Annotated in this window: 19 protein-coding genes; 6 read left to right on the forward strand and 13 right to left on the reverse strand. The window is 61.3% G+C overall.

Annotation, left to right across the window (positions count from 1 at the left end):
• The first annotated feature begins 35 nt into the window (after positions 1–35).
• The 3 genes from ASD58_RS11170 to ASD58_RS30480 all read left to right on the forward strand — a co-directional run bounded on the left by ASD58_RS11170 (position 36) and on the right by ASD58_RS30480 (position 2,208).
• Complete coding sequence (locus ASD58_RS11170) at positions 36–1,160, forward strand: cupin domain-containing protein (RefSeq protein ID WP_057261199.1); 1,125 nt, start codon at positions 36–38, stop codon at positions 1,158–1,160.
• Positions 1,161–1,171: 11 nt separating this feature from the next.
• A complete protein-coding gene (locus tag ASD58_RS11175) occupies positions 1,172–1,642 on the forward strand; it encodes a hypothetical protein (RefSeq protein ID WP_057261200.1) in 471 nt (156 codons plus the stop codon).
• A gap of 287 nt (positions 1,643–1,929) precedes the next feature.
• Positions 1,930–2,208: a hypothetical protein gene (locus ASD58_RS30480; protein ID WP_082565359.1), complete on the forward strand. Its 279-nt coding sequence runs from the start codon at positions 1,930–1,932 to the stop codon at positions 2,206–2,208.
• A 148-nt stretch (positions 2,209–2,356) separates the two neighbouring features.
• Here the strand turns inward: ASD58_RS30480 and bamC are convergent, their stop codons facing one another.
• The 9 genes from bamC to ASD58_RS11220 all read right to left on the reverse strand — a co-directional run bounded on the left by bamC (position 2,357) and on the right by ASD58_RS11220 (position 10,292).
• Entirely contained in the window at positions 2,357–3,514 is a 1,158-nt protein-coding gene (bamC, locus tag ASD58_RS11180) for an outer membrane protein assembly factor BamC (protein WP_057261201.1), read from the reverse strand.
• 13 nt (positions 3,515–3,527) lie between these two features.
• Positions 3,528–4,406, reverse strand: coding sequence for a 4-hydroxy-tetrahydrodipicolinate synthase (gene dapA / locus ASD58_RS11185; RefSeq protein ID WP_057261202.1), 879 nt, complete (start codon positions 4,404–4,406; stop codon positions 3,528–3,530).
• 74 nt (positions 4,407–4,480) lie between these two features.
• On the reverse strand, positions 4,481–5,038 hold the full coding sequence (locus ASD58_RS11190; protein WP_057261203.1) for a bifunctional 2-polyprenyl-6-hydroxyphenol methylase/3-demethylubiquinol 3-O-methyltransferase UbiG: 558 nt from the start codon (positions 5,036–5,038) through the stop codon (positions 4,481–4,483).
• Positions 5,031–6,233, reverse strand: a complete 1,203-nt coding sequence (locus tag ASD58_RS11195; RefSeq protein WP_057261204.1) for a tryptophan--tRNA ligase — start codon at positions 6,231–6,233, stop codon at positions 5,031–5,033. The genes ASD58_RS11190 and ASD58_RS11195 overlap by 8 nt, the downstream gene beginning before the upstream one ends.
• A gap of 4 nt (positions 6,234–6,237) precedes the next feature.
• Positions 6,238–6,909 (reverse strand): site-2 protease family protein, encoded by a 672-nt coding sequence (locus ASD58_RS11200; protein WP_057261205.1) that lies wholly within the window; start codon positions 6,907–6,909, stop codon positions 6,238–6,240.
• 64 nt (positions 6,910–6,973) lie between these two features.
• Complete coding sequence (locus ASD58_RS11205) at positions 6,974–7,597, reverse strand: L-threonylcarbamoyladenylate synthase (RefSeq protein ID WP_057261206.1); 624 nt, start codon at positions 7,595–7,597, stop codon at positions 6,974–6,976.
• Positions 7,598–7,600: 3 nt separating this feature from the next.
• Complete coding sequence (gene htpX, locus ASD58_RS11210) at positions 7,601–8,470, reverse strand: protease HtpX (protein WP_057261207.1); 870 nt, start codon at positions 8,468–8,470, stop codon at positions 7,601–7,603.
• A 70-nt stretch (positions 8,471–8,540) separates the two neighbouring features.
• Positions 8,541–9,374: a 3',5'-nucleoside bisphosphate phosphatase gene (locus ASD58_RS11215; protein WP_057261208.1), complete on the reverse strand. Its 834-nt coding sequence runs from the start codon at positions 9,372–9,374 to the stop codon at positions 8,541–8,543.
• A 42-nt stretch (positions 9,375–9,416) separates the two neighbouring features.
• Positions 9,417–10,292, reverse strand: a complete 876-nt coding sequence (locus ASD58_RS11220; protein WP_057261209.1) for an alpha/beta fold hydrolase — start codon at positions 10,290–10,292, stop codon at positions 9,417–9,419.
• 98 nt (positions 10,293–10,390) lie between these two features.
• Here ASD58_RS11220 and ASD58_RS11225 point away from each other — a divergent pair, with 98 nt between their 5' ends.
• Both ASD58_RS11225 and hslO read left to right on the forward strand, forming a co-directional pair.
• On the forward strand, positions 10,391–10,915 hold the full coding sequence (locus ASD58_RS11225; RefSeq protein ID WP_057261210.1) for a gamma carbonic anhydrase family protein: 525 nt from the start codon (positions 10,391–10,393) through the stop codon (positions 10,913–10,915).
• A gap of 5 nt (positions 10,916–10,920) precedes the next feature.
• Positions 10,921–11,868, forward strand: a complete 948-nt coding sequence (hslO, locus tag ASD58_RS11230) for an Hsp33 family molecular chaperone HslO (RefSeq protein WP_057261211.1) — start codon at positions 10,921–10,923, stop codon at positions 11,866–11,868.
• A gap of 64 nt (positions 11,869–11,932) precedes the next feature.
• On the opposite strand, the gene ASD58_RS11235 is transcribed toward hslO, so the two are convergent.
• The gene (locus ASD58_RS11235) at positions 11,933–13,063 is read right to left on the reverse strand and encodes a hemin-degrading factor (RefSeq protein ID WP_057261212.1); all 1,131 of its coding nucleotides are present in this window, start codon (positions 13,061–13,063) and stop codon (positions 11,933–11,935) included.
• 13 nt (positions 13,064–13,076) lie between these two features.
• Positions 13,077–15,311 carry a TonB-dependent receptor domain-containing protein gene (locus tag ASD58_RS11240; protein ID WP_057261213.1) on the reverse strand — a complete coding sequence of 745 codons (2,235 nt, stop codon included), beginning with the start codon at positions 15,309–15,311 and terminating at the stop codon, positions 13,077–13,079.
• A gap of 154 nt (positions 15,312–15,465) precedes the next feature.
• On the opposite strand from ASD58_RS11240, the gene ASD58_RS11245 reads away from it, so the two are divergent.
• Complete coding sequence (locus tag ASD58_RS11245; protein ID WP_057261214.1) at positions 15,466–17,283, forward strand: DUF885 family protein; 1,818 nt, start codon at positions 15,466–15,468, stop codon at positions 17,281–17,283.
• On the opposite strand, the gene ftsB is transcribed toward ASD58_RS11245, so the two are convergent.
• Positions 17,284–17,592 carry a cell division protein FtsB gene (gene ftsB, locus ASD58_RS11250; RefSeq protein ID WP_057261215.1) on the reverse strand — a complete coding sequence of 103 codons (309 nt, stop codon included), beginning with the start codon at positions 17,590–17,592 and terminating at the stop codon, positions 17,284–17,286. It abuts the gene before it with no gap.
• 48 nt (positions 17,593–17,640) lie between these two features.
• Complete coding sequence (eno, locus tag ASD58_RS11255; protein ID WP_057261216.1) at positions 17,641–18,924, reverse strand: phosphopyruvate hydratase; 1,284 nt, start codon at positions 18,922–18,924, stop codon at positions 17,641–17,643.
• Between the last annotated feature and the right edge of the window lie 160 nt (positions 18,925–19,084).

Raw genomic sequence — 19,084 nt, forward strand, 5'->3', positions numbered from 1 at the left:
CTGGGAGGATTATACCGCTTGCTATAATCGGCCCCATGAAAAAACTGACACTCCTGGGCGACATCACGCCCGAACAATTCCTGCGCGATTACTGGCACAAGAAGCCGCTGCTGATCCGCCAGGCCGTCCCCGGTTTCAAGCCGCTGCTGCCTTTCGACAAGCTGGCCGAACTGGCCACCAAGGACTACGTGGAAAGCCGCCTGGTCACCAAGAAGGATGGCAATTGGGACATGCAGCACGGCCCGCTGAAAGACCTGCCTGCGCGCAAGGAGCGCGAGTGGACCATGCTGGTCCAGGGCGTCAACCTGCAGGACGACAGCGCGGATGCGCTGCTGCGCCAGTTCCGCTTCCTGCCCGATGCACGCCTGGACGACCTGATGGTGAGTTTTGCCACCGATGGCGGCGGCGTCGGCCCGCACTTCGATTCCTATGACGTGTTCCTGCTGCAGGCCGAAGGCCAGCGCCGCTGGAAAATCAGCGCTCAGAAGGACCTGACCCTGATCGACGGTTTGCCGCTGAAGATCCTGAAGAAATTCAAGGCCACCGAGGAATTCGTGCTGGAACCGGGCGATATGCTCTACCTGCCGCCGCACTACGCCCACGATGGCGAAGCGATTGGTGACTGCCAGACTTACTCGATCGGCTTCCGCTCGCCCTCCTACCAGGAATTGGGCGAAGCCTTCCTGCAATTCATGGCCGATTCCATCGACTTGCCGGGCCGCTATGCCGATCCGGATCTGGAGCCGACCAATAAACCGGCCGAAATTCCAAAAGCCATGCTGGGCAAATTGGCCGATGAATTGAATAAAGTCAGCTTTACGGAAGATGATTTCGCCATTTTCCTCGGCGAATATCTGTCCGAACCAAAGCATAACGTCTTCTTCCAACCCGTAGAGAAACCGCTAACTGCCGGCAAGTTCCAGCAATCCGCAGAGAAAAAAGGGGTTTCCCTCTCGCGCAAGACGCAAATGCTGTATCGCGGCAAGAATGTCTTCATCAACGGCGAATCGTTCGCCATGAACAAGTCTGACAAGGCGACGCTGGAAACCCTGGCCAACACCCGCGGCCTGGATGGCGCGGCAGTGGCCGGCGCTTCCGAAGACGTACTGGAAGCCCTGTTCGCCTGGTATACGGACGGTTGGCTGGAACTGAACAAATAATCGGAGATAGCATGGAGAAGCAGCTTTTTGACAGCCGTACCCAATTCCAGTCCCTGTTACTGGACTGCATCTCCCAGGCCCGCCTGACGCTGCAGATGTTCGACCCGGACTACGTCTGGTGGCAGCTGGGGCATTCCAAGACCGATGCCCTACTGCGCCACTTCCTTCAGCACAACGGCCGCATTCAATTGGTAGCCCACAGCAATGCCCACCTGGAGCGCAATGAGCCGCGCTTCCTGAAGCTGCTGGAAGATTTCAGCCACCAGATCGAGTGCCGCCTGACCAGCCGCAGCATCAGCACCCTGACCGATTCCTTCTGCGTGGGCGACGGCGTGCACATCGTGCGCCGCTTCCATTCCGACCACTTCCGCGGCGAAGCGGATTTTGATGCCCCTTCGTCAACCCAAACCAGTTTGGAGCGTTATGAAGCTATCTGGGCTGAAACCCAGCCGGGCCTGAGACCAGGAACGACTGGATTGTAGGCTGGAAAAATGTAAAATGCTGCGGTTCGAGGTAAGACGGTAATCGCTGCAGTTGCCAGCAGATCGAAGCGGGAAAAAAATATTGCGTTTTCGCAAAATAGTTGTGTAAACCGCCCGATTTGCTATTGCGACGCAGCAGAAAACGCTATAATATCCGGTGTGTTTCCGTGTCTGGTCGACCTTTTTCTGAAGGTTGGAAGGGCCGACGAAACGCCGTATGAGCGATAATTACCGGTAATTATTCATCGCAACATTGTTTAATTTTTGTTGTTATTTAAGGAAGACAAATGAAAAAATCCCTGCTGATCGCCTCCCTGCTGGCTGTTGCTCTGGCTGCTTGCTCCAAGAAAGAAGAAGCTCCTGCTGCTCCAGTAGCTACCCCAGAAGCAGCTGCTCCAGCAGCCGCTCCTGCAGCTCCAGCAGCTGACGCAGCTGCTCCTGCTGCTGCTCCAGCCGCTGACGCTGCTGCTGCTGCCGCTTCCGCTGCTACCGACGCTGCTGCTGCTGCTTCCGCAGCTGCTTCGGCTGCTTCGGCTGCTGCCTCCGCTGCTTCCGCTGCTAAGTAATTCCTTGCAGGGAAAAAAACCAGCCTTCGGGCTGGTTTTTTTTTCGCCTGAAGAAAGAGAACTTGCCATTTAAATGGGGTACGTCCCCATTTTTCAGGCAATAAAAAAGCCGGCTTGCGCCGGCTCTTTTTATTTAAAGGCTTGCACCTTATTTCAACTGCTCTTGCAGCAGGGTCAGGATTTTCTGGCCAACCGGGGAAGCTTCTGGCTTATTCTGGCTGTTCCAGACCGATACCTGGGTGGTATTGACCGAATCCGAACGCACCGAGATGCGGTAGCGCTGCGCTTCCTTCTCCTTGTCCGAGGCGCCGAAGCTGAACAGCTTGCTGAACCAGCCGCGGGTATCGGTGGCATCGTTCACGAAGCGCACGAAGTACACGCCTTGCACGCGGTCGCGGTCTTCCACGGTGAAGCCGGCGCGGTCCAGCGCCAGGCCTACGCGGCGCCAGGTGCGCTCAAAGCCTTCGTCGGTCTTGATGAAGGCGTCGGCGCCTTCGCCCACCAGGGTGGCGTGCTGCGCCTGGACTGCGGCATTGTCGACCGAGGTACGTGCCGTTGCTTCGTCGGTGGTGCCGCCCAGCTTGGTCATCAGCTTGGCCAGGAAGATCGCTTCCAGGTTCGGGTCGCTATTGCGGTTGGTCCACATGGTCGACTCGTTCTGCGCGCCGGTCACCACTTCCTTGGTGCCACGGTGGCTGATGTAGATCTCGGTGCCGCCGGCTGGATTGCGCTCCAGGCGGGTGCGGTACTTGTCGCGCTCGCCGCTCGAGTAGAGGCCGTCAAACACCTTGCCGATCGTGCTGCGGATGAAGTCTTGCGGGATCTTGGCGCGGTTTTCATTCCATTCGGTTTCCATCACGCCGGCGGTGGCATCATCCACTGCCAGGGTGAAGCCCGACTCTTCCCAGAAAGTTTTCAGCTGCGGCCACAGGTTTTCCGGGGTCTGCTGTACCACCAGCCAACGCTGGTTGCCGGAACGCTCGACACGCACGGCGCTATTGCCGGTGCTGGCCACTTCATTGCTGCTGACGGCAGCCGCGCCCGTGGTGGTGCCGCGGGCTTGCTGGTAGCCGGAGGCGGTTGCCACGCCGCGATCATTGCTTGGCAGCGAGTAGCGGTTGTCCTTCGACAGTTGGGTAAGGTCCGGCGGCACGTCCAGGGTACTGGCCTTCTTGGCCGATTTGTAATCCACCTTGGTTTCGCCGACAACGGACTGCACCATGCCGCAACCGGTCAGGCTCAGCATCAGGGCGCCAACGACGAGCCCGCGCTGCGGGGTCTGGGAAACGATCTTGCGAATAGTCATGTGAGAAAGAAGATTAGTTCAGCACACCGGATTCACGCAGGGCAGCGCGGACGGTCTCATGATATTGCTCTGCCAGCGACACCAGCGGCAGGCGGATACCTTTCGGCATCTTGCCCATTTCCGCCAGCGCCCATTTGACCGGCACCGGGTTCGGTTCAATGAACAGGTGCTGGTGCAGCGGGAGCAGTTGGTTGTTGATGGCAGTTGCCTTGGCGGCATCGCCAGCCATCGCGGCTTCGCACAGTTCGTGCATCTGGCGCGGCGCCACATTGGCGGTCACCGAGATATTGCCTTTGCCGCCGGCCATCATCAGCGCGATGGCAGTCGGATCGTCGCCGGAGTAGACGGCGAAATCGGCAGGCGCGCGGCGCAGCAGGTCGTAGCCGCGGGCGATATTGCCGGTCGCGTCTTTCACGCCGATGATGTTCTTGATTTTAGCCAGGCGCAGGATGGTGTCGTTGCTCATGTCGGCAACGGTGCGGCCTGGTACGTTGTACAGGATGACTGGCAGGTCCACCGCTTCGGCGATCGCCTTGAAGTGCTGGTACATGCCTTCCTGGGTTGGGCGGTTGTAGTAAGGAACCACTTGCAGCGACGCGTCAGCACCGGCGTTCTTGGCAAAGCGGGTCAGTTCGATGGCTTCCGCAGTGGAATTGCCGCCGGAACCGGCGATCACTGGGATGCGGCCGCCAACGCGCTCCACGGCAGCCTTGATCAGTTCGCAATGTTCGGCCACGCTGACAGTGGCGGATTCGCCGGTGGTGCCGACGATGACGATGGCGTCCGTGCCTTCGGCAATATGCCAGTCGATCAGCGCGTTCAGGCCTGGATAGTCCAGGGAGCCGTCCGCGTGCATCGGGGTTACGATTGCTACAATGCTACCCTTAATCATAGGAAACCAATTGCAATAAGAATTAAAACGACGATTGTAGAGCATACCCTGCACCCGTGGTGCATTTTGGTCGCTCAAAATGACGGCAACAGCGCCGCCTCCCTTGGAAACTCCCCTTTCACGGCGCAAATCCGCTGCACCATGGCCGGCTTCGGTGTATTAACGACGCCATCCTCGAACGCGATGACACGCAGATCATGCATTCTAGCCAATTCCAATAATTCTCCCGGCTGTAACAAAAAGGCCGGATTCGATGGTTTGCCGAAGGCGGCATTGCCATCGGCGAAAGTTTCGTAGATCAGCATGCCGTTTGGCGCCAGGCTGCCCAGCATGCCGGCCAGCAGCGGACGGTGCAGGTAGTTGGTGACGATGATGCCGGCAAAGCGCGCCGGGCCGAACGGCCAGTAGGCGCCCTCCTCTTCCAGGTCGATCTGGCTGGTGACGATGCCGTCGCCGGCCGCCGCGGCCAGTGCCTCGGCATCACGGTCGACAGCCACCACCGCATGGCCCAGCGCGGCCAGGTGGCGCGCATGGCGCCCGCTGCCGCAAGCCAGGTCCAGCACTTCGCCGTTCGGCACCAGGCAGGCGAAACGTTCCACCCAGGCCGAGGGTGGTGTGAAGACATCAGCCATAACTCAATCCCATTGCTTCGCGCACATCGCGCATGGTTTCCTGCGCCAGCTTGCGCGCTGCTTCATTACCGTCCGCCACGATGGCGCGCACCAGGGACGGGTCGTCCAGGTAAGGCTGCGCGCGCTCGTGCATCGGCTCCTGCTCCTTGACGATGGCGTCGATCACCGGCTGCTTGCATTCGATGCAGCCAATGCCGGCCGATTTGCAGCCCTTCTGCACCCATTCCTGGGTCGGGCCGTCCGAATACACCACGTGGAATTGCCACACTGGGCAGCGTTCCGGCTCGCCGGCGTCAGTGCGGCGCACGCGCGCCGGGTCGGTCGGCATGGTGCGGACTTTCCTGGTGACCGATTCCTTGTCCTCGCGCAGGGCAATCGCGTTGCCGTAGCTCTTGGACATCTTGCGGCCATCCAGGCCCGGCAGGCGCGAAGCCTCGGTCAGCTTGGCTTGCGGCTCCACCAGGATCAGCTTGCGCGCACCTTCCAGGTAGCCGAACAGGCGCTCGCGGTCGATCATCGACAGGTTCTGCGCATCGTCCAGCATGGCCTTGGCCTGTTCCAACGCGGCGTCGTCTCCCTCCTGCTGGTAGGCGGTGCGCAGTTCGTTATACAGTTTGGCGCGCTTGCTGCCCAGCTTCTTGACCGCGTCCTGGGCCTTTTCCTCGAAGCCCTTCTCCTTGCCGTACAAGTAGTTAAAGCGGCGCGCGATCTCGCGCATCATTTCCACGTGCGGCACCTGGTCGTCGCCGACCGGCACTTCGCTGGCACGGTAGATCAGCACGTCGGCCGCCTGCAGCAGTGGGTAGCCGAGAAAGCCGTAGGTCTGCAGGTCCTTGTTGGCCAGGTTGTCGATCTGGTCCTTGTAGGTCGGCACGCGTTCCAGCCAGCCCAGTGGCGTGGCCATCGACAGCAGCAGGTGCAGTTCAGCGTGCTCGGGGATCTTCGACTGGATGAACAGCGTGGCCTGGGTCGGGTCGATGCCGGCGGCCAGCCAGTCCACCAGCATGTCCCAGGTCGACTTCTCGATGATGGACGGGTCGTCGTAATGCGTGGTCAGCGCGTGCCAGTCGGCCACGAAGAACAGGCAGGGCTGCTCTGACTGCATCCTGATCCAGTTCTTCAGGGCGCCGTGGTAGTGGCCAAGGTGCATGCTGCCCGTCGGGCGCATGCCGGAGACTACGCGGTCAGGGTACATGGTGTCAGCTCAGAAGAAGGCGAAACGGAGTCAGCAGGAACGCAAAAAGCTGGTAGACCATCATGATCAGCCCGCCAATCAGGCCACGGAAAGGACCGGTATTCAGTAACACCACAAGACCAATGAAGACGAACAAGCCATATTGCTCGAGTCGCGCATATTTGACTGCCAGATCGCGAGGCAGGAGCGATACGACAACCGAGCCGCCATCGAGAGGCGGTACCGGAATCATGTTGATCACGAACATCATCGCGTTGGTTGCAACGCCCGCCTGGCACATCAGCAGCGGGAATTCTTCATGCACGCCGGCCGCTGTGAAAACCACGCCTAGCAGCATCCACCCTAGCCCCATTGCAAAATTCGCCAGCGGACCTGCTGCAGCCACATACCCCATCTGTTTCTTAGGGTTGCGCAGCTTGCCATAATCAATCGGCGTCGGCTTGGAATAGCCAAACGGCGGCAGGCCTGCCCAATACATTATCAATGGCAACAATATGGTACCAATGGGGTCGATATGCTTAAGAGGGTTAGCGGTCAAGCGCCCCAGTTGTTCAGCCGTGTTATCGCCAAAATAGCGGGCGACATAGGCATGTGCAACCTCATGCAGCGAAATGGCAAACAATACGGGAATGGCAAAAACGGCGAATGTCTGGATGACCTGGTCAATATTGTTCATAAAGGGAATTTTATCAGAGGGCTCTGGACACTTCGCTGCTCGGTCAGACTGAGGGCCAAACAGCTCAAAGGCCGAGGGCAGCGCAGTCACCGCAGCCACGCCGGATCAGTTCAGGCTGGTCGCCGGTCAGGTCCACTACGGTGGTTGGTTCCAGCCGGCAGGCGCCACCGTCAATCACCAGGTCAACCTGCTTGCACAGGCGCTCCAGCACCATGTCCGGGTCGGTCAATGGCTCATCGTCGCCCGGCAGGATCAGGGTGGTGCCGAGCAGCGGCTGGCCCAGTTCGGCCATCAACAATTCGGTAATCGGATTCTGCGGCACGCGCAGGCCGATGGTCTTGCGCGAAGGATGGGACAGGCGGCGCGGCACTTCCCGCGTCGCTTCCAGGATAAAGGTGTACGGGCCGGGCGTCACGGCCTTCATCATGCGGAATTGCTTGTTGTCGACCCGGGCGTAGGTGCTGATTTCGCTCAGGTCACGGCACAACAAGGTCAGATGGTGCTTTTCGTCGATGCCGCGGATGCGGCGCAGCTTTTCCACCGCCGCCTTGTCGTCCAGGTGGCACACCAGCGCATAGCAGGAATCGGTCGGCAGCGCGACAATGCCGCCGCCGTGGATGATTTGCGCCGCCTGCTTGATCAGCCGCAGCTGCGGATTGTCTGGGTGTACCTGGAAAAATTGGGTCATGTTTTAGCGCAGCTGCTGCAGGGCCGCGATGCGTTCTTCAATTGGTGGATGGCTGGAGAACAGCGCCGCCCAGCCACTCGGCGAGGTAATACCCGATGCTGCCATGCCTTGCGGCAGTTCGCCCGGATGCACGCCGCCCAGGCGGGCCAAGGCATGCTGCATCGGGACAGTGGAACCCAGCAAACGGGCCGAACCGGCATCGGCACGGAATTCACGCTGGCGCGAGAACCAGGCAACAATCATCGAGGCGATCAGGCCAAACAGCAGTTCGCACACGAAGACGGTGACCATGTAACCGATCCCCGGGCCACGGCGCTCTTCATCCTTGTTCAGCATACCGTCCACTACCGAGCCGACGATGCGCGCCAGGAATACGACGAAAGTATTGACCACGCCCTGGATCAGGGTCAAGGTCACCATGTCGCCATTGGCGATGTGCGCCACCTCGTGGCCCAGCACCGCTTCTACTTCTTCCTTGTTCATCGATTGCAGCAAGCCTGTGGACACCGCCACCAGTGCGTCATTCTTGAAGGCGCCGGTCGCAAATGCGTTGGCGTCGCCCTCATACACCGCCACTTCCGGACGGCCGATGCCGGCCTTGTCAGCCAGTGCGTGCACGGTGCCGACCAGCCACTGCTCGGTTGAGTTCTGCGGCTGTTCGATCACCCGCGCGCCGGTCGACCACTTGGCCATCGGCTTGGACATCAGCAGCGAAATAATCGAGCCGGTGAAGCCCACCACCACGGAAAACGCCAGCAAACCGCCCATGCTCGTTCCCGAGCCGGGACGTCCAATGCCCAGCAGCGACAGGACAATTGACAGCACCACGACAACCGCCAGGTTGGTGGCAATGAACAGGATGATGCGTTTCATAGAATGGCCCTCCGGACAACTTTACCGACCGATAATCTATGGACAGCAGCAGGGATTTGCAAGTCCCCGGTCAGAACCAGTCATGCCAAACCGGCGTTACATTGCCCGGCAGTGGCGGCAGCAAACGGAAATCAACCCGCGCCTCGCCCGGCGCATGGAAATCGGTCCCGCGCGAAGCCAAAAAGCCGTAGCTGTTCGCCAGGTTCGCGTATTTCGGATACTGGTCCGGCGTATGCGACCCAGTCACTACCTCGATCGCCGTCCCGCCAAGCTGTTTGAATTCGTCAAACAGGACACCTTCCTGCAACGGCGTGAACTTGTAGCGCCCCGGATGCGCAATCACCGCAATCCCGCCCGCTCCCAGTATCCAGCCCACCGCATCCTGCAGCGAAGCCCAGCGATGCTCGACATACCCCGGCTTGCCCGGCGACAGGTACTTGCGGAATACTTCCGACACCGACGAGCAAGCGCCCTGCTCCACCAGGAAGCGCGCAAAGTGCGTGCGCGACATCAGCGCCGGGTTGTCGACGTACTCCAGCGCGCCCTCGTAAGCCCCCGGAATGCCCGCCAATTCCAGTTGGCGCCCGATCTCGCGACCACGGTTATCGCGCCCCGAGCGGGTATCTTCCAGCCCTTTCAGCAAGCCTGCATTATTCTCGTCGACCTGCAGGCCGACGATGTGCACCGTTTCGCCGGCCCAGGTAATGGAAATCTCCACGCCCGGCACAAAACGCATGCCATACAGTTGCGCGGCCGCGCGCGCCGCGGCGACGCCGCCGACTTCATCGTGGTCAGTCAGGGCCCAGACATTCACACCCGCCTTATGGGCATGCTCGGCCACTGCCGCAGGGGGCAGCACGCCGTCGGACACATTCGAATGGCAATGGAGATCTACGTTCAGCATACAGGTTGCAATATTGCGAAGGTTTCATTGTACGCTGAAAGCTCAGGCCAGGAATTCCTCCAGCATTTCAGCCAGCAGTTCCGGCTGGTCGTGGTGCAGCATATGGCCGGCGTCGGGCATCATTTTCGGCGTGACCTTGGCCAGGTGGCCCAGGCGCCGGTCGATTTCGGCGCGCGCCTCGTCCTTGGGGCCCATCCACAGCCACATATTGGTGTCTTCCGCCTCCACCCACAGCACCGGCGCCGTGATTTTCTTCCAGCAGGCCAGCACTTCTTCCACCCGGTACAGCGAAGGGCCGGGACGTTTGTGCACCGGGTCGCCCAGGATTTCCCAGCGGCCGTCGGCATTCTGCGCCGACCAATGGCTGGCCAGGAAGGCGGCCCGCTCGTCGGACAGGCGCGGATTGGTCTTCTGCAGGCGCGCTGCAACAGCGGCCTGCGAATCATAGCTGCGCATTTCGGGCTCCACCAGCAGTTCGTCCAGCCACTTGCGCATGCGCGACGGCGCCTGTTCCGGCACGGTTGCCTTCAGGCCGAAGCCCTCCAGGTTGACCAGGCGGCGGATGCGCTCCGGGCGCACGCCCGCGTACAAACTGACAACGTTGCCGCCCATGCTATGGCCGAGCAGGTTGACCTCGCCCTTCGGCTGGTAATGGCGCAAGATGGCGTCCAGGTCGGCCACATAGTCGGGGAACCAGTAAGTATCCGTGCCATTACGCTCGGTCAGGCCGAAACCGCGCCAGTCCGGCGCAATCACGTGCCAGTCGCCCTTCAGGCAATCGACCACGAACTGGAAGCTGGCGCCCACGTCCATCCAGCCATGCACCATGAACACCTTGGGCGCGCCTTCGCGGCCCCAGTGCAGCACGTGGGTGCGCTTGCCGCGCACATCGATAAAGTCGGAACGGGATGGAATCATGGTGCCTGCCTCGAAATGGGTGAACCAGAATAATAGCACGACCGTGCTAAAACCTGCTTGGCGTACAATAGCGCCACTTCCCTCCTACCGGACCATCCATGACAATTTACCAGCTTGGCGAACACGCGCCAGAGATTGATGCTTCCGCTTTCGTGGCGGAGAATGCGACCCTGATCGGCAAGGTGAGCTTGCACGCGAACAGCTCCGTCTGGTTCGGCGCAACTATCCGCGGCGATAACGAGCGCATCACAATCGGTGAAAACAGTAATGTGCAGGAAGGTACGGTGATGCATACCGACATGGGCTACCCGCTCACGGTGGGCAAGGACGTGACCATCGGCCACCAGGCCATGCTGCATGGCTGCACCATCGGCGACGGCTCGCTGATCGGCATCCAGGCAGTGGTGCTGAACGGCGCCAGGATCGGCAAGGGTTGCCTGGTCGGCGCCGGCGCCCTGGTCACCGAGGGCAAGGAATTTCCCGACAACTCGCTGATCGTCGGTGCGCCTGCCAAGGTGGTGCGCCAACTGACAGCGGAAGACGTGGCGCGCCTGGTTGGCAGCGCCGACAGCTATGTCAAACGTGGCCAGCTGTTCAAGTCGCAACTGAAAAAGATTGGATAAAAACAATGACGAACACCCCGGATACCCTGCAGAAGTTTGTCTTCGAAGACGCCGCCGTGCGCGGTGAGCTGGTCGACATTTCCGCCACCTGGCGCGAGATTGTGGCCCGCCACCACTACCCGGTTGCCGTCAAGCGCCTGCTGGGGCAAATGGTGTCGGCGGCCGCCCTGCTGTCGGCCAACCTCAAGTTCAACGGCTCGCTGATCATGCAGCTGCACGGCGACGGCCCGGTGCGCCTGCTGGTGGTGGAATGCGATTCCGAGCTGCGCATGCGCGCCACGGCCAAGATGAACTCCGAATTCGCGATTGCCGAAGACGCCGGCCTGCAGGCGCTGGTCAACTCGCATGGCCACGGCCGTTTCGTGATCACGCTGGATCCGGCCGAGAAAGTACCTGGCCAGCAGCCATACCAGGGCATCGTACCGCTGGACGGCGACGATGTGGCGACCGTGATCGAGCACTACATGCTGCGCTCCGAGCAGCTCGACACCAAACTGTGGCTGGCGGCGGACGACCAGGTCTCGCGCGGCCTGCTGCTGCAAAAGCTGCCGCTGCATGGCGGCAAAGCGGAAGCGAGCGCGCACGCTGCCGAAATGTCGCAGGAAACCTGGAACCGCGTCGTGATGCTGGGCGATACGCTAAAGGAAGCGGAGATGCTGGAACACGGCATCGAGGAACTGCAAAAGCGCCTGTTCTGGGAAGAGACCTTGCGCGTATTCGAGCCGCTGCACCCGGCATTCCACTGCTCCTGCACCCGCGAAAAAGTGGGCAATATGCTGAAGATGCTGGGCCGGCAGGAAGTGGAAGACGCCCTGTCCGAACAGGGCAAGCTGGGCATCAACTGCGACTTCTGCGGCAAGCACTACGAATACGACGCAGTCGACTGCGCCCAGCTCTTCGTCACCGACGCCCCGGCCGAAGCCCTGATCCACGGCTCCGAAGCCAAACACTAACCACAGCCCAGCCCGTGTCACACCTTGGGGTCACACCCCAAGTGTGACACGGGCTCAACTGCAATCAGAGGCTGCGCGTCAGGTCCACCCATGCCTGCGGTTGCGGCTTCGCCCGTTCGCGAACGCCGAAGAAGGTCACCACCAGCTCGCCGTCCTTGTCGAAGAACTCTACCGACGTCACGCCCGCGCGCTGCACCACGTAGCCACTCTTCAAGGCACTTTCGCGAATGTGCAGGTTGAACTCCGGATCGAGCACGTTGTACCAATCGCCGCTGGCAGCCGTCTTGGTGATCTTGCCGCTGTAGATCTGCGTCGCCGCGCCATTCCCCAGGAAGGCCATGATCGGCATCTGCTGCTTCGCCGATTCATCCAGCAGCTTGCGCAGCGCTTGCGGCGCGATCTTCTGTACTACGCCTTCCGGCGCCAGGCGCATCGCCTGTTCGCGGTTCAGCTTGAATTCACTGACAATGCGATTGAACTGGTGCACATCGGTCATCTCCTTCCACGCCAGCTGGAACTCTTTCACGTCCACCGCGCTATCGGCCACTTCAGCCGCTTTCGGTGCGGCGGCAGCGATCTTCAGTTCACCCGCCTGCTGCGGATGCTTGAAGTCGGCCACGATCTTGTCGAATACCGCGACGCCGGCCTCGCTCTTCACGTAGACCTTGTGCGCCGCATTGCCCTGCGCGTCAAAGAATTGCAGGCTGCGGCTGGTGGTGCCATCGCGTGCCGGCTGCACCACGGCGAACGCATGCTTCCAGTTCGCGAAGTGGAAGCGCATGTCGAGCTCGCCGCCCAGGTAGCCGCCAGCCACCGCACGGAAGCGCTCCTTGTCGGTGAACGACTCGGGCTTGGCCTTGGTTGCCACGCCGGTGCGTTCCAGCACGCCGTTCTCATTGCGGGTCAATGCCAGCACGGTACCCAGGTCCAGCGCGCGGATCATGATGTCGTTCACTGCGTGATCTGCATCCGACAGGCGTGTCACCGTCTTGCCGATGCCCGTTGCCAGCAGCTCCGCTTCGGAGGCGCCCAAGGTGCGCGCTGCGTCGCGAATTTGCAGCTTGGGCTGCTCTGTACGCAGCGCTGCCCAACGGTCGGCCAGCGATGCTGAAGGCGTGGCTGCATTCACAGTGCCGGCAGCGATGGCGATCAGGCCGCCCAGCACCAGCAATGCGTATATCTTCCTGGTCTTCATACTCTTCTCCTTATCAGTACATCAGTTTGAAATTGACAGCCACATGGCGGCCAGGTCGCGCTTGTCGTTCGATTTCGGCCTGCGCGATGGCCGTGGTGCCGGCGGCCAGCGTGCGCACGCCGCCGTAGTCCCAGTACTTCTTGTCACCCAGGTTGTAGATGCCGGCATTCAGTTCTGCGTGCTTGCCGATCTTCCAGTAGCCCGCCAGGTCGACCACCGTGGCCGCAGGCACGGCGAAATAAGCGGCCGGTTGCGACTGCGCTGCCGCCACCTCGGGTTCCGCCTGCTTGCTGCGCGTGTGGAAGGCCGTCAGCGATGCGCCACCGCGCTTCTGTGGATCGTCCCAGGCCAGGCTTGCAGTCGTCTTGTAAGGCTGGATCGAATTCATGCCGGCTTTGTTGCCAGTGCGCTGGTTTTCCAGCGTGCCGCGCGATGCGCCGGCCGCCAGCGAGGCGCTGAAGCCTTGCAGCGACGGCGCGAGCTTGCCCAGTTCAGCCACCGCCGAAAACTCGGCGCCCCAACTGCGGGCATTGCCGATGTTCTCAGGGCGGAACAAGCCGAATGTGATCGTCGGGAAGTTGACCGGATCGGCCGGTTGCGCCACGTACTCGATGAAGTCCTTGTAGCGGTTGTAGAAGGTGGAAGCGCCGACCTTCAGCCAACGCGCTGCCTGCCCGCGCAGGCCCAGTTCAAAAGCATTGCTGCTTTCCTTGCCAAGGTCCGGATTGCCTAGCGTCGCGTAGCCATTGCCGGCCCCCGTGTAGCTGAACGAGTCATACGTGCCGGTACGTTCGGCGGCAGTCGGCATGCGGTAGCCGCGCGTGAATTTTCCGTACACGTCGAAGTCCGGCGCCAGCGCCACTGTCAGGCCAAGGCTCGGCGACAGGTAGCCGTCGCTGTCCTGCTTGATCTCCTTGGCCACGCCCGGCACGGCGATCACATAGTTCTGCAGGTTTTTCGGTTCCAGCTTGCGGTATTCGGCGCGCAGCCCCGGCGCCAGCGTGGCGCGCAGGCCAGCCAGCGGGAACACATACTCGCCCCGCACGAAGGCCGACAGCTTCAGGGTGTCCATGTCCGCCATGCGGTTCTTGTTGGTGACCTGGTGCGCGCCGGTTGCCAGCACCGTGCGGTCTTCACGCCATGGACGGCGGGACTCCTGGTCCTCGACCATCGCGCCAAACACAATGCTGTCGGCGCCGATTTGGCGTGTGGCGCTGGCTGCCAGGCCTTTGCTCTTGTTGAGGAATGCCGTGTCGATGCTGCGCGCATAACGCTGGGAACCCACAACGTAGGCGGCATTGGTGTGATCCTCCACTCGGGCGTCCTGCACGTAGGCTCGGCTCTCCACCAGCCATGGCCCGGCAGCCAGTTCGTGCTCCACGCTGACACGGTTGCGGTGCGTTCGCGAGGATTGCATGGCGCCTTGCGGATAGGAGGTGCCCACCTTGTTCTCGAACTCGCGCTCGTGCTCGGAGCGGAAGCCGTCGAAGGTAAAGCCCAGCTTCTGCCCTGGCGCCAGGCGCCACGCCAGCTTGGCCAGCAGCGCGTCGGAACGCCAGTCGTCCGGATTAGGCGGAACGCTGCCTTTGCTCTCCGCCTGCTCGCCGCTGCGATGCACGGCCACGGCCAGCGCCTGCAAGGAGCCTGACTGCGCCGCGCCAGTCAGGGCGTGAAGGCGTGCATTGTTCGCGCCTTGGTAGCCGGCCTTGTACTCGGCGTACACAGGCCGTTCGGCGCTGACATAGTCGGAAGGAGCCTTGCTTACGAATGACACCTTGCCTCCCAGGCCCGCACTGCCGCTGTCGGCCGCCGTACTGCCGGCGCCAATGCGCACTTCGCGGAAAGTCTCGGGATCGAAATAATCGCGCCCCACGCCGAAGCTGTTCAGGGTCGAGCTGTCCGGCCGCGGCGCGGCATCCGGCAGCGCAATGCCATCGAGATCAAGGCCGATGCGGTTGCCTTCTACGCCGCGGATATTGAAGCCGGTATTGCCCGCACCATCCCAGATGTTGGCGCCGCCGCTCAGCGCCGCCGGCACGGTGACCAGCGTTTCGTAGCGGGCGATTTGCGACATATCGGTCACGCCGCGCTTATCCAGTTCGCGCGAGTCGAGGGTCTTGGTTTCTTCAGGTTTGGCGGTGACAAGGATTTCGCCGAGGCGGGCCGCCTCCTGGGCGTGGGCGTGCGCGCCCAAGGCAGCAGCCAGCAACAGCGCCAGGCGCTGCGGCCGCAATACGGATGCATTCATGATGGTCCAGTCGTGAGTCAGTCAAATGCTGGCTCAAGGCTGGCACGGGGAATATCATTTTAATGCGAATAATTCTCATTCGCAAGAGCATCCACTCCTCGCATGGAAAATTTGGAGTATCCTGAGCGCCTTCCGTTTTTGCCCAGGATAACCAATGCTGCCTACCCGTTTTTCGACCGCAGTCCTTGCCGCCAGCCTGCTGGCCTCCCCTCTCGCCTTCACGCCCGCCCTGGCAGCGCCGGCCACCAAACAGCAAGCCAGCCAGGCCAGCCGCCAATTGGCGCAACTGGCCAATGATTTCCACGTCGCCCGCGCCCATTTCGATCCGCTGCTGTTTGCAACCGCCAATGGCGACCCGCGCTACAACGACCAGATCGGGATGGCCATCGCACCGGCCGTGCGCGCCAAGCAGTTCGCCACCTACCGCCAGATGCAAACGCGCCTTGCGAAAATCCCGCGTGCGAAACTGGCGGACCAGGAGCAGATGACGCTGGACCTGCTGGCCTACGAACTGGATGCAGCATTGGCGCTGGCGCCCTTCCCGGAGCATCTGCTGCCGTTAAACCACTTCGATAACATCCCCAGCACCCTTGCCAATTACGCCGGCGGCACCGGCTCGCAGCCGCTGGGCACCGTCAAGCAGTACCAGGATTACCTGAGCCGCGTGCGCCAACTGGCGCCATGGATCGAGCAGGCCATTGCCAATATGCGCGAAGGCATCAAGCAAGGCATCGTTCAGCCTAAACCGATCACGCAAGCGATGCTGCCGCAAATGGCCGCCCTGCGCAGCGCTACGCCTGAAGCAAGCGTCTACTACTCGCCGGTAACGCGCATGCCCGCCTCGTTCAGCGACGCCGACAAGCAGCGCCTGACCCGGGACTACCGCGCCGCCGTCGGAAAGCTCAATCCTGCGCTGGAACGCCTGGTGAAATTCCTGGAGTCGGAATACCTGCCGGCCAGCCGCGATAGCACCGGCTGGAGCGCCTTGCCGAACGGCGATGCGTGGTACAAGGCCCGCATCAACGACAGCACCACCCTGCCGCTCACGCCACAGGAAGTGCACGACCTGGGACTGAAGGAAGTCGCCCGCATCAGCGCGCAAATGCAAACCCTGATGGGCAAGCTGGGTTACGACGGCCCTGCGCAAGCCTTCCCGCAATGGGTGCGCGACCAGAAGCAGTTCAAGCCTTTCACCACCGAGGCGGAAGTGCTGGCCGAGTACCGCAAGATCTATGACACGGTGCAAGCCAAGCTGCCTGCCTATTTCACCCTGGTGCCGAAATCGAAACTGGTCGTCGACCTGGAGCCTGAACTGACGCGCGCCACCGCCTCCGACCATTACACGCCTCCCGCAGCGGACGGCTCGCACCCTGGCGTATTCTGGGCCGTCGTCAACGATCCGAAAGATTACAGCCGCACCGGCATGGCCAGCCTGCTGCTGCACGAAGGCGTGCCTGGCCACCACTTCCACGCCGCCCTGCTGAAGGAAATGCCGCTGCCGGACTTCCGCATGTTCAGCACCGAGAACCAGAACAACGCCGCCTACACCGAAGGCTGGGCGCTGTATTCCGAAACCCTGGGCAAGGACTTCGGCCTGTACGAAGACCCGGTCTGGTACTACGGCCACCTGAACGCCGAAATGCTGCGCGCCGTGCGCCTGGTGGTCGATACCGGCATGCACTCGCTGGGCTGGAGCCGCGAAAAGGCCATTGCCTACATGGTTGAAAAACAGGGTGTGTCCGAAACGCGCGCCAAGAACCAGATCGAGCGCTACATGGTCTGGCCGGCGCAGGCCCTGAGCTACAAGGTCGGCTCGCTGAAGATCCTGGAATTGCGCGACAAGGCGCAGCGGGTATTGGGCAGCAAATTCAGCTACCCGGCCTTCCACGCAGTCATCCTGGGCGACGGCACGCTGCCGCTGCCGCTGCTGGAAGCACGCGTCAACGCCTGGATCGCGGCAACCAGTATGTAATTAAGGACGGGAATCGGCGGGGGCCGGCCTGGCCTGGTCCTTGCCGAGGATTTGAACGTAGATTTCGTTCTGTTTGATCATGCTTAGCTCGAAGCGCGCCCGTTCTTCGACAGCACCGGTGCCGTCTTTCAGGTCGTTCACCTCGGAGGCCAGCTTGGCATTGCGCTGGCGCAGGCCTTCATTCTTTTCCTGCGCAGCCGCGACTTCCTTCTCCAGCTCCGCCACGCGCAGCCAGCCGCCCTTCCCCAGCCAAAGCGGGTATTGGATCAGCAACAGCAACAGGGCAAGGGCAACAGAAATCAGGCGCATTGGGTCAAAACTGAACCGGCCGGGAAGACCCGGCCGGTGGGTACACAATTACTTCAGATTATAGAACGCATCGCGGCCCGGGTAGGAAGCGATATCGCCCAGGTCTTCTTCAATGCGCAGCAGCTGGTTGTACTTGGCCATGCGGTCCGAACGGGACATGGAGCCAGTCTTGATCTGCAGCGCGTTGGTGCCGACAGCGATATCGGCGATGGTCGAATCTTCGGTTTCGCCGGAACGGTGCGAGATCACGGCGGTGTAGCCGGCGCGCTTGGCCATTTCGATGGCAGCGAAGGTTTCGGTCAGGGTGCCGATCTGGTTGATCTTGATCAGGATCGAGTTGGCGATGTCCTTCTGGATGCCTTCTTTCAGGATCTTGGTGTTGGTGACGAACAGGTCGTCGCCTACCAGCTGCACTTTCTTGCCCAGGGCCTGGGTCAGGTGCGCCCAGCCAGCCCAGTCGCCTTCGTGCATCGCGTCTTCGATCGAGATGATCGGGTACTTGTCGCACCAGGTGGCCAGCAGGTTGGTGAACTCTTCAGCCGACAGCACCATGCCTTCGCCTTCCAGGTGGTACTTGCCGTCCTTGTAGAACTCGGAAGCAGCGCAATCCAGGCCGATGGCGATCTGGGTGCCTGGCTCGTAGCCGGCTTCTTCGATTGCTTGCATGATCAGCTTGATCGCGTCTTCGTGCGAAGCCAGCGAAGGAGCGAAGCCGCCTTCGTCGCCCACGGCGGTGTTCATGCCCTTCTTGTGCAGGATCTTCTTCAGGGTGTGGAACACTTCGGCGCCATAACGGATCGCTTCCTTGAAGGATGGAGCGCCCACCGGGATGATCATGAATTCCTGGATGTCCAGGTTGTTGTCGGCGTGCGCGCCGCCGTTGATCACGTTCATCATCGGCACGGGAATCTGCATCGCGCCGGAGCCGCCGAAGTAGCGGTACAGCGGCAGGCCGGCTTCTTCAGCAGCGGCTTTGGCCACGGCCATCGACACTGCCAGCATGGCGTTGGCGCCCAGGCGGGACTTGTTCTCGGTGCCGTCCAGTTCGATCAGGGTACGGTCCAGGAAAGCCTGTTCATTGGCGTCCAGGCCCATGATGGCTTCCGAGATTTCGGTATTGATGTTTTCGCAGGCTTTCAGCACGCCCTTGCCGAAATAGCGCTTGGCATCGCCGTCGCGCAGTTCGATCGCTTCGCGCGAACCGGTCGAGGCGCCGGACGGCACTGCGGCACGGCCCATTACGCCGGATTCCAGCAGGACGTCGCATTCCACGGTCGGATTGCCGCGCGAATCAATTACTTCGCGGCCGATGATGTCAACGATTGCACTCATGTGTTTTCTCCAAAGTTAAAGCAAATATCTGGGGCAAAATTGTTGCAAGAATAACAGACCATGACAAAACCGGTATCCCGGTGCCGAAGCCGCAGGCCGCCGAGCAGACAGTGTCAGACACGAGTGTCTGACACTGGTTTACCGGTTTAAAAAAAAGCCG

The sequence above is a fragment of the Duganella sp. Root1480D1 genome, assembly GCF_001427305.1.
Taxonomy (GTDB): Bacteria; Pseudomonadota; Gammaproteobacteria; order Burkholderiales; family Burkholderiaceae_D; genus Rugamonas.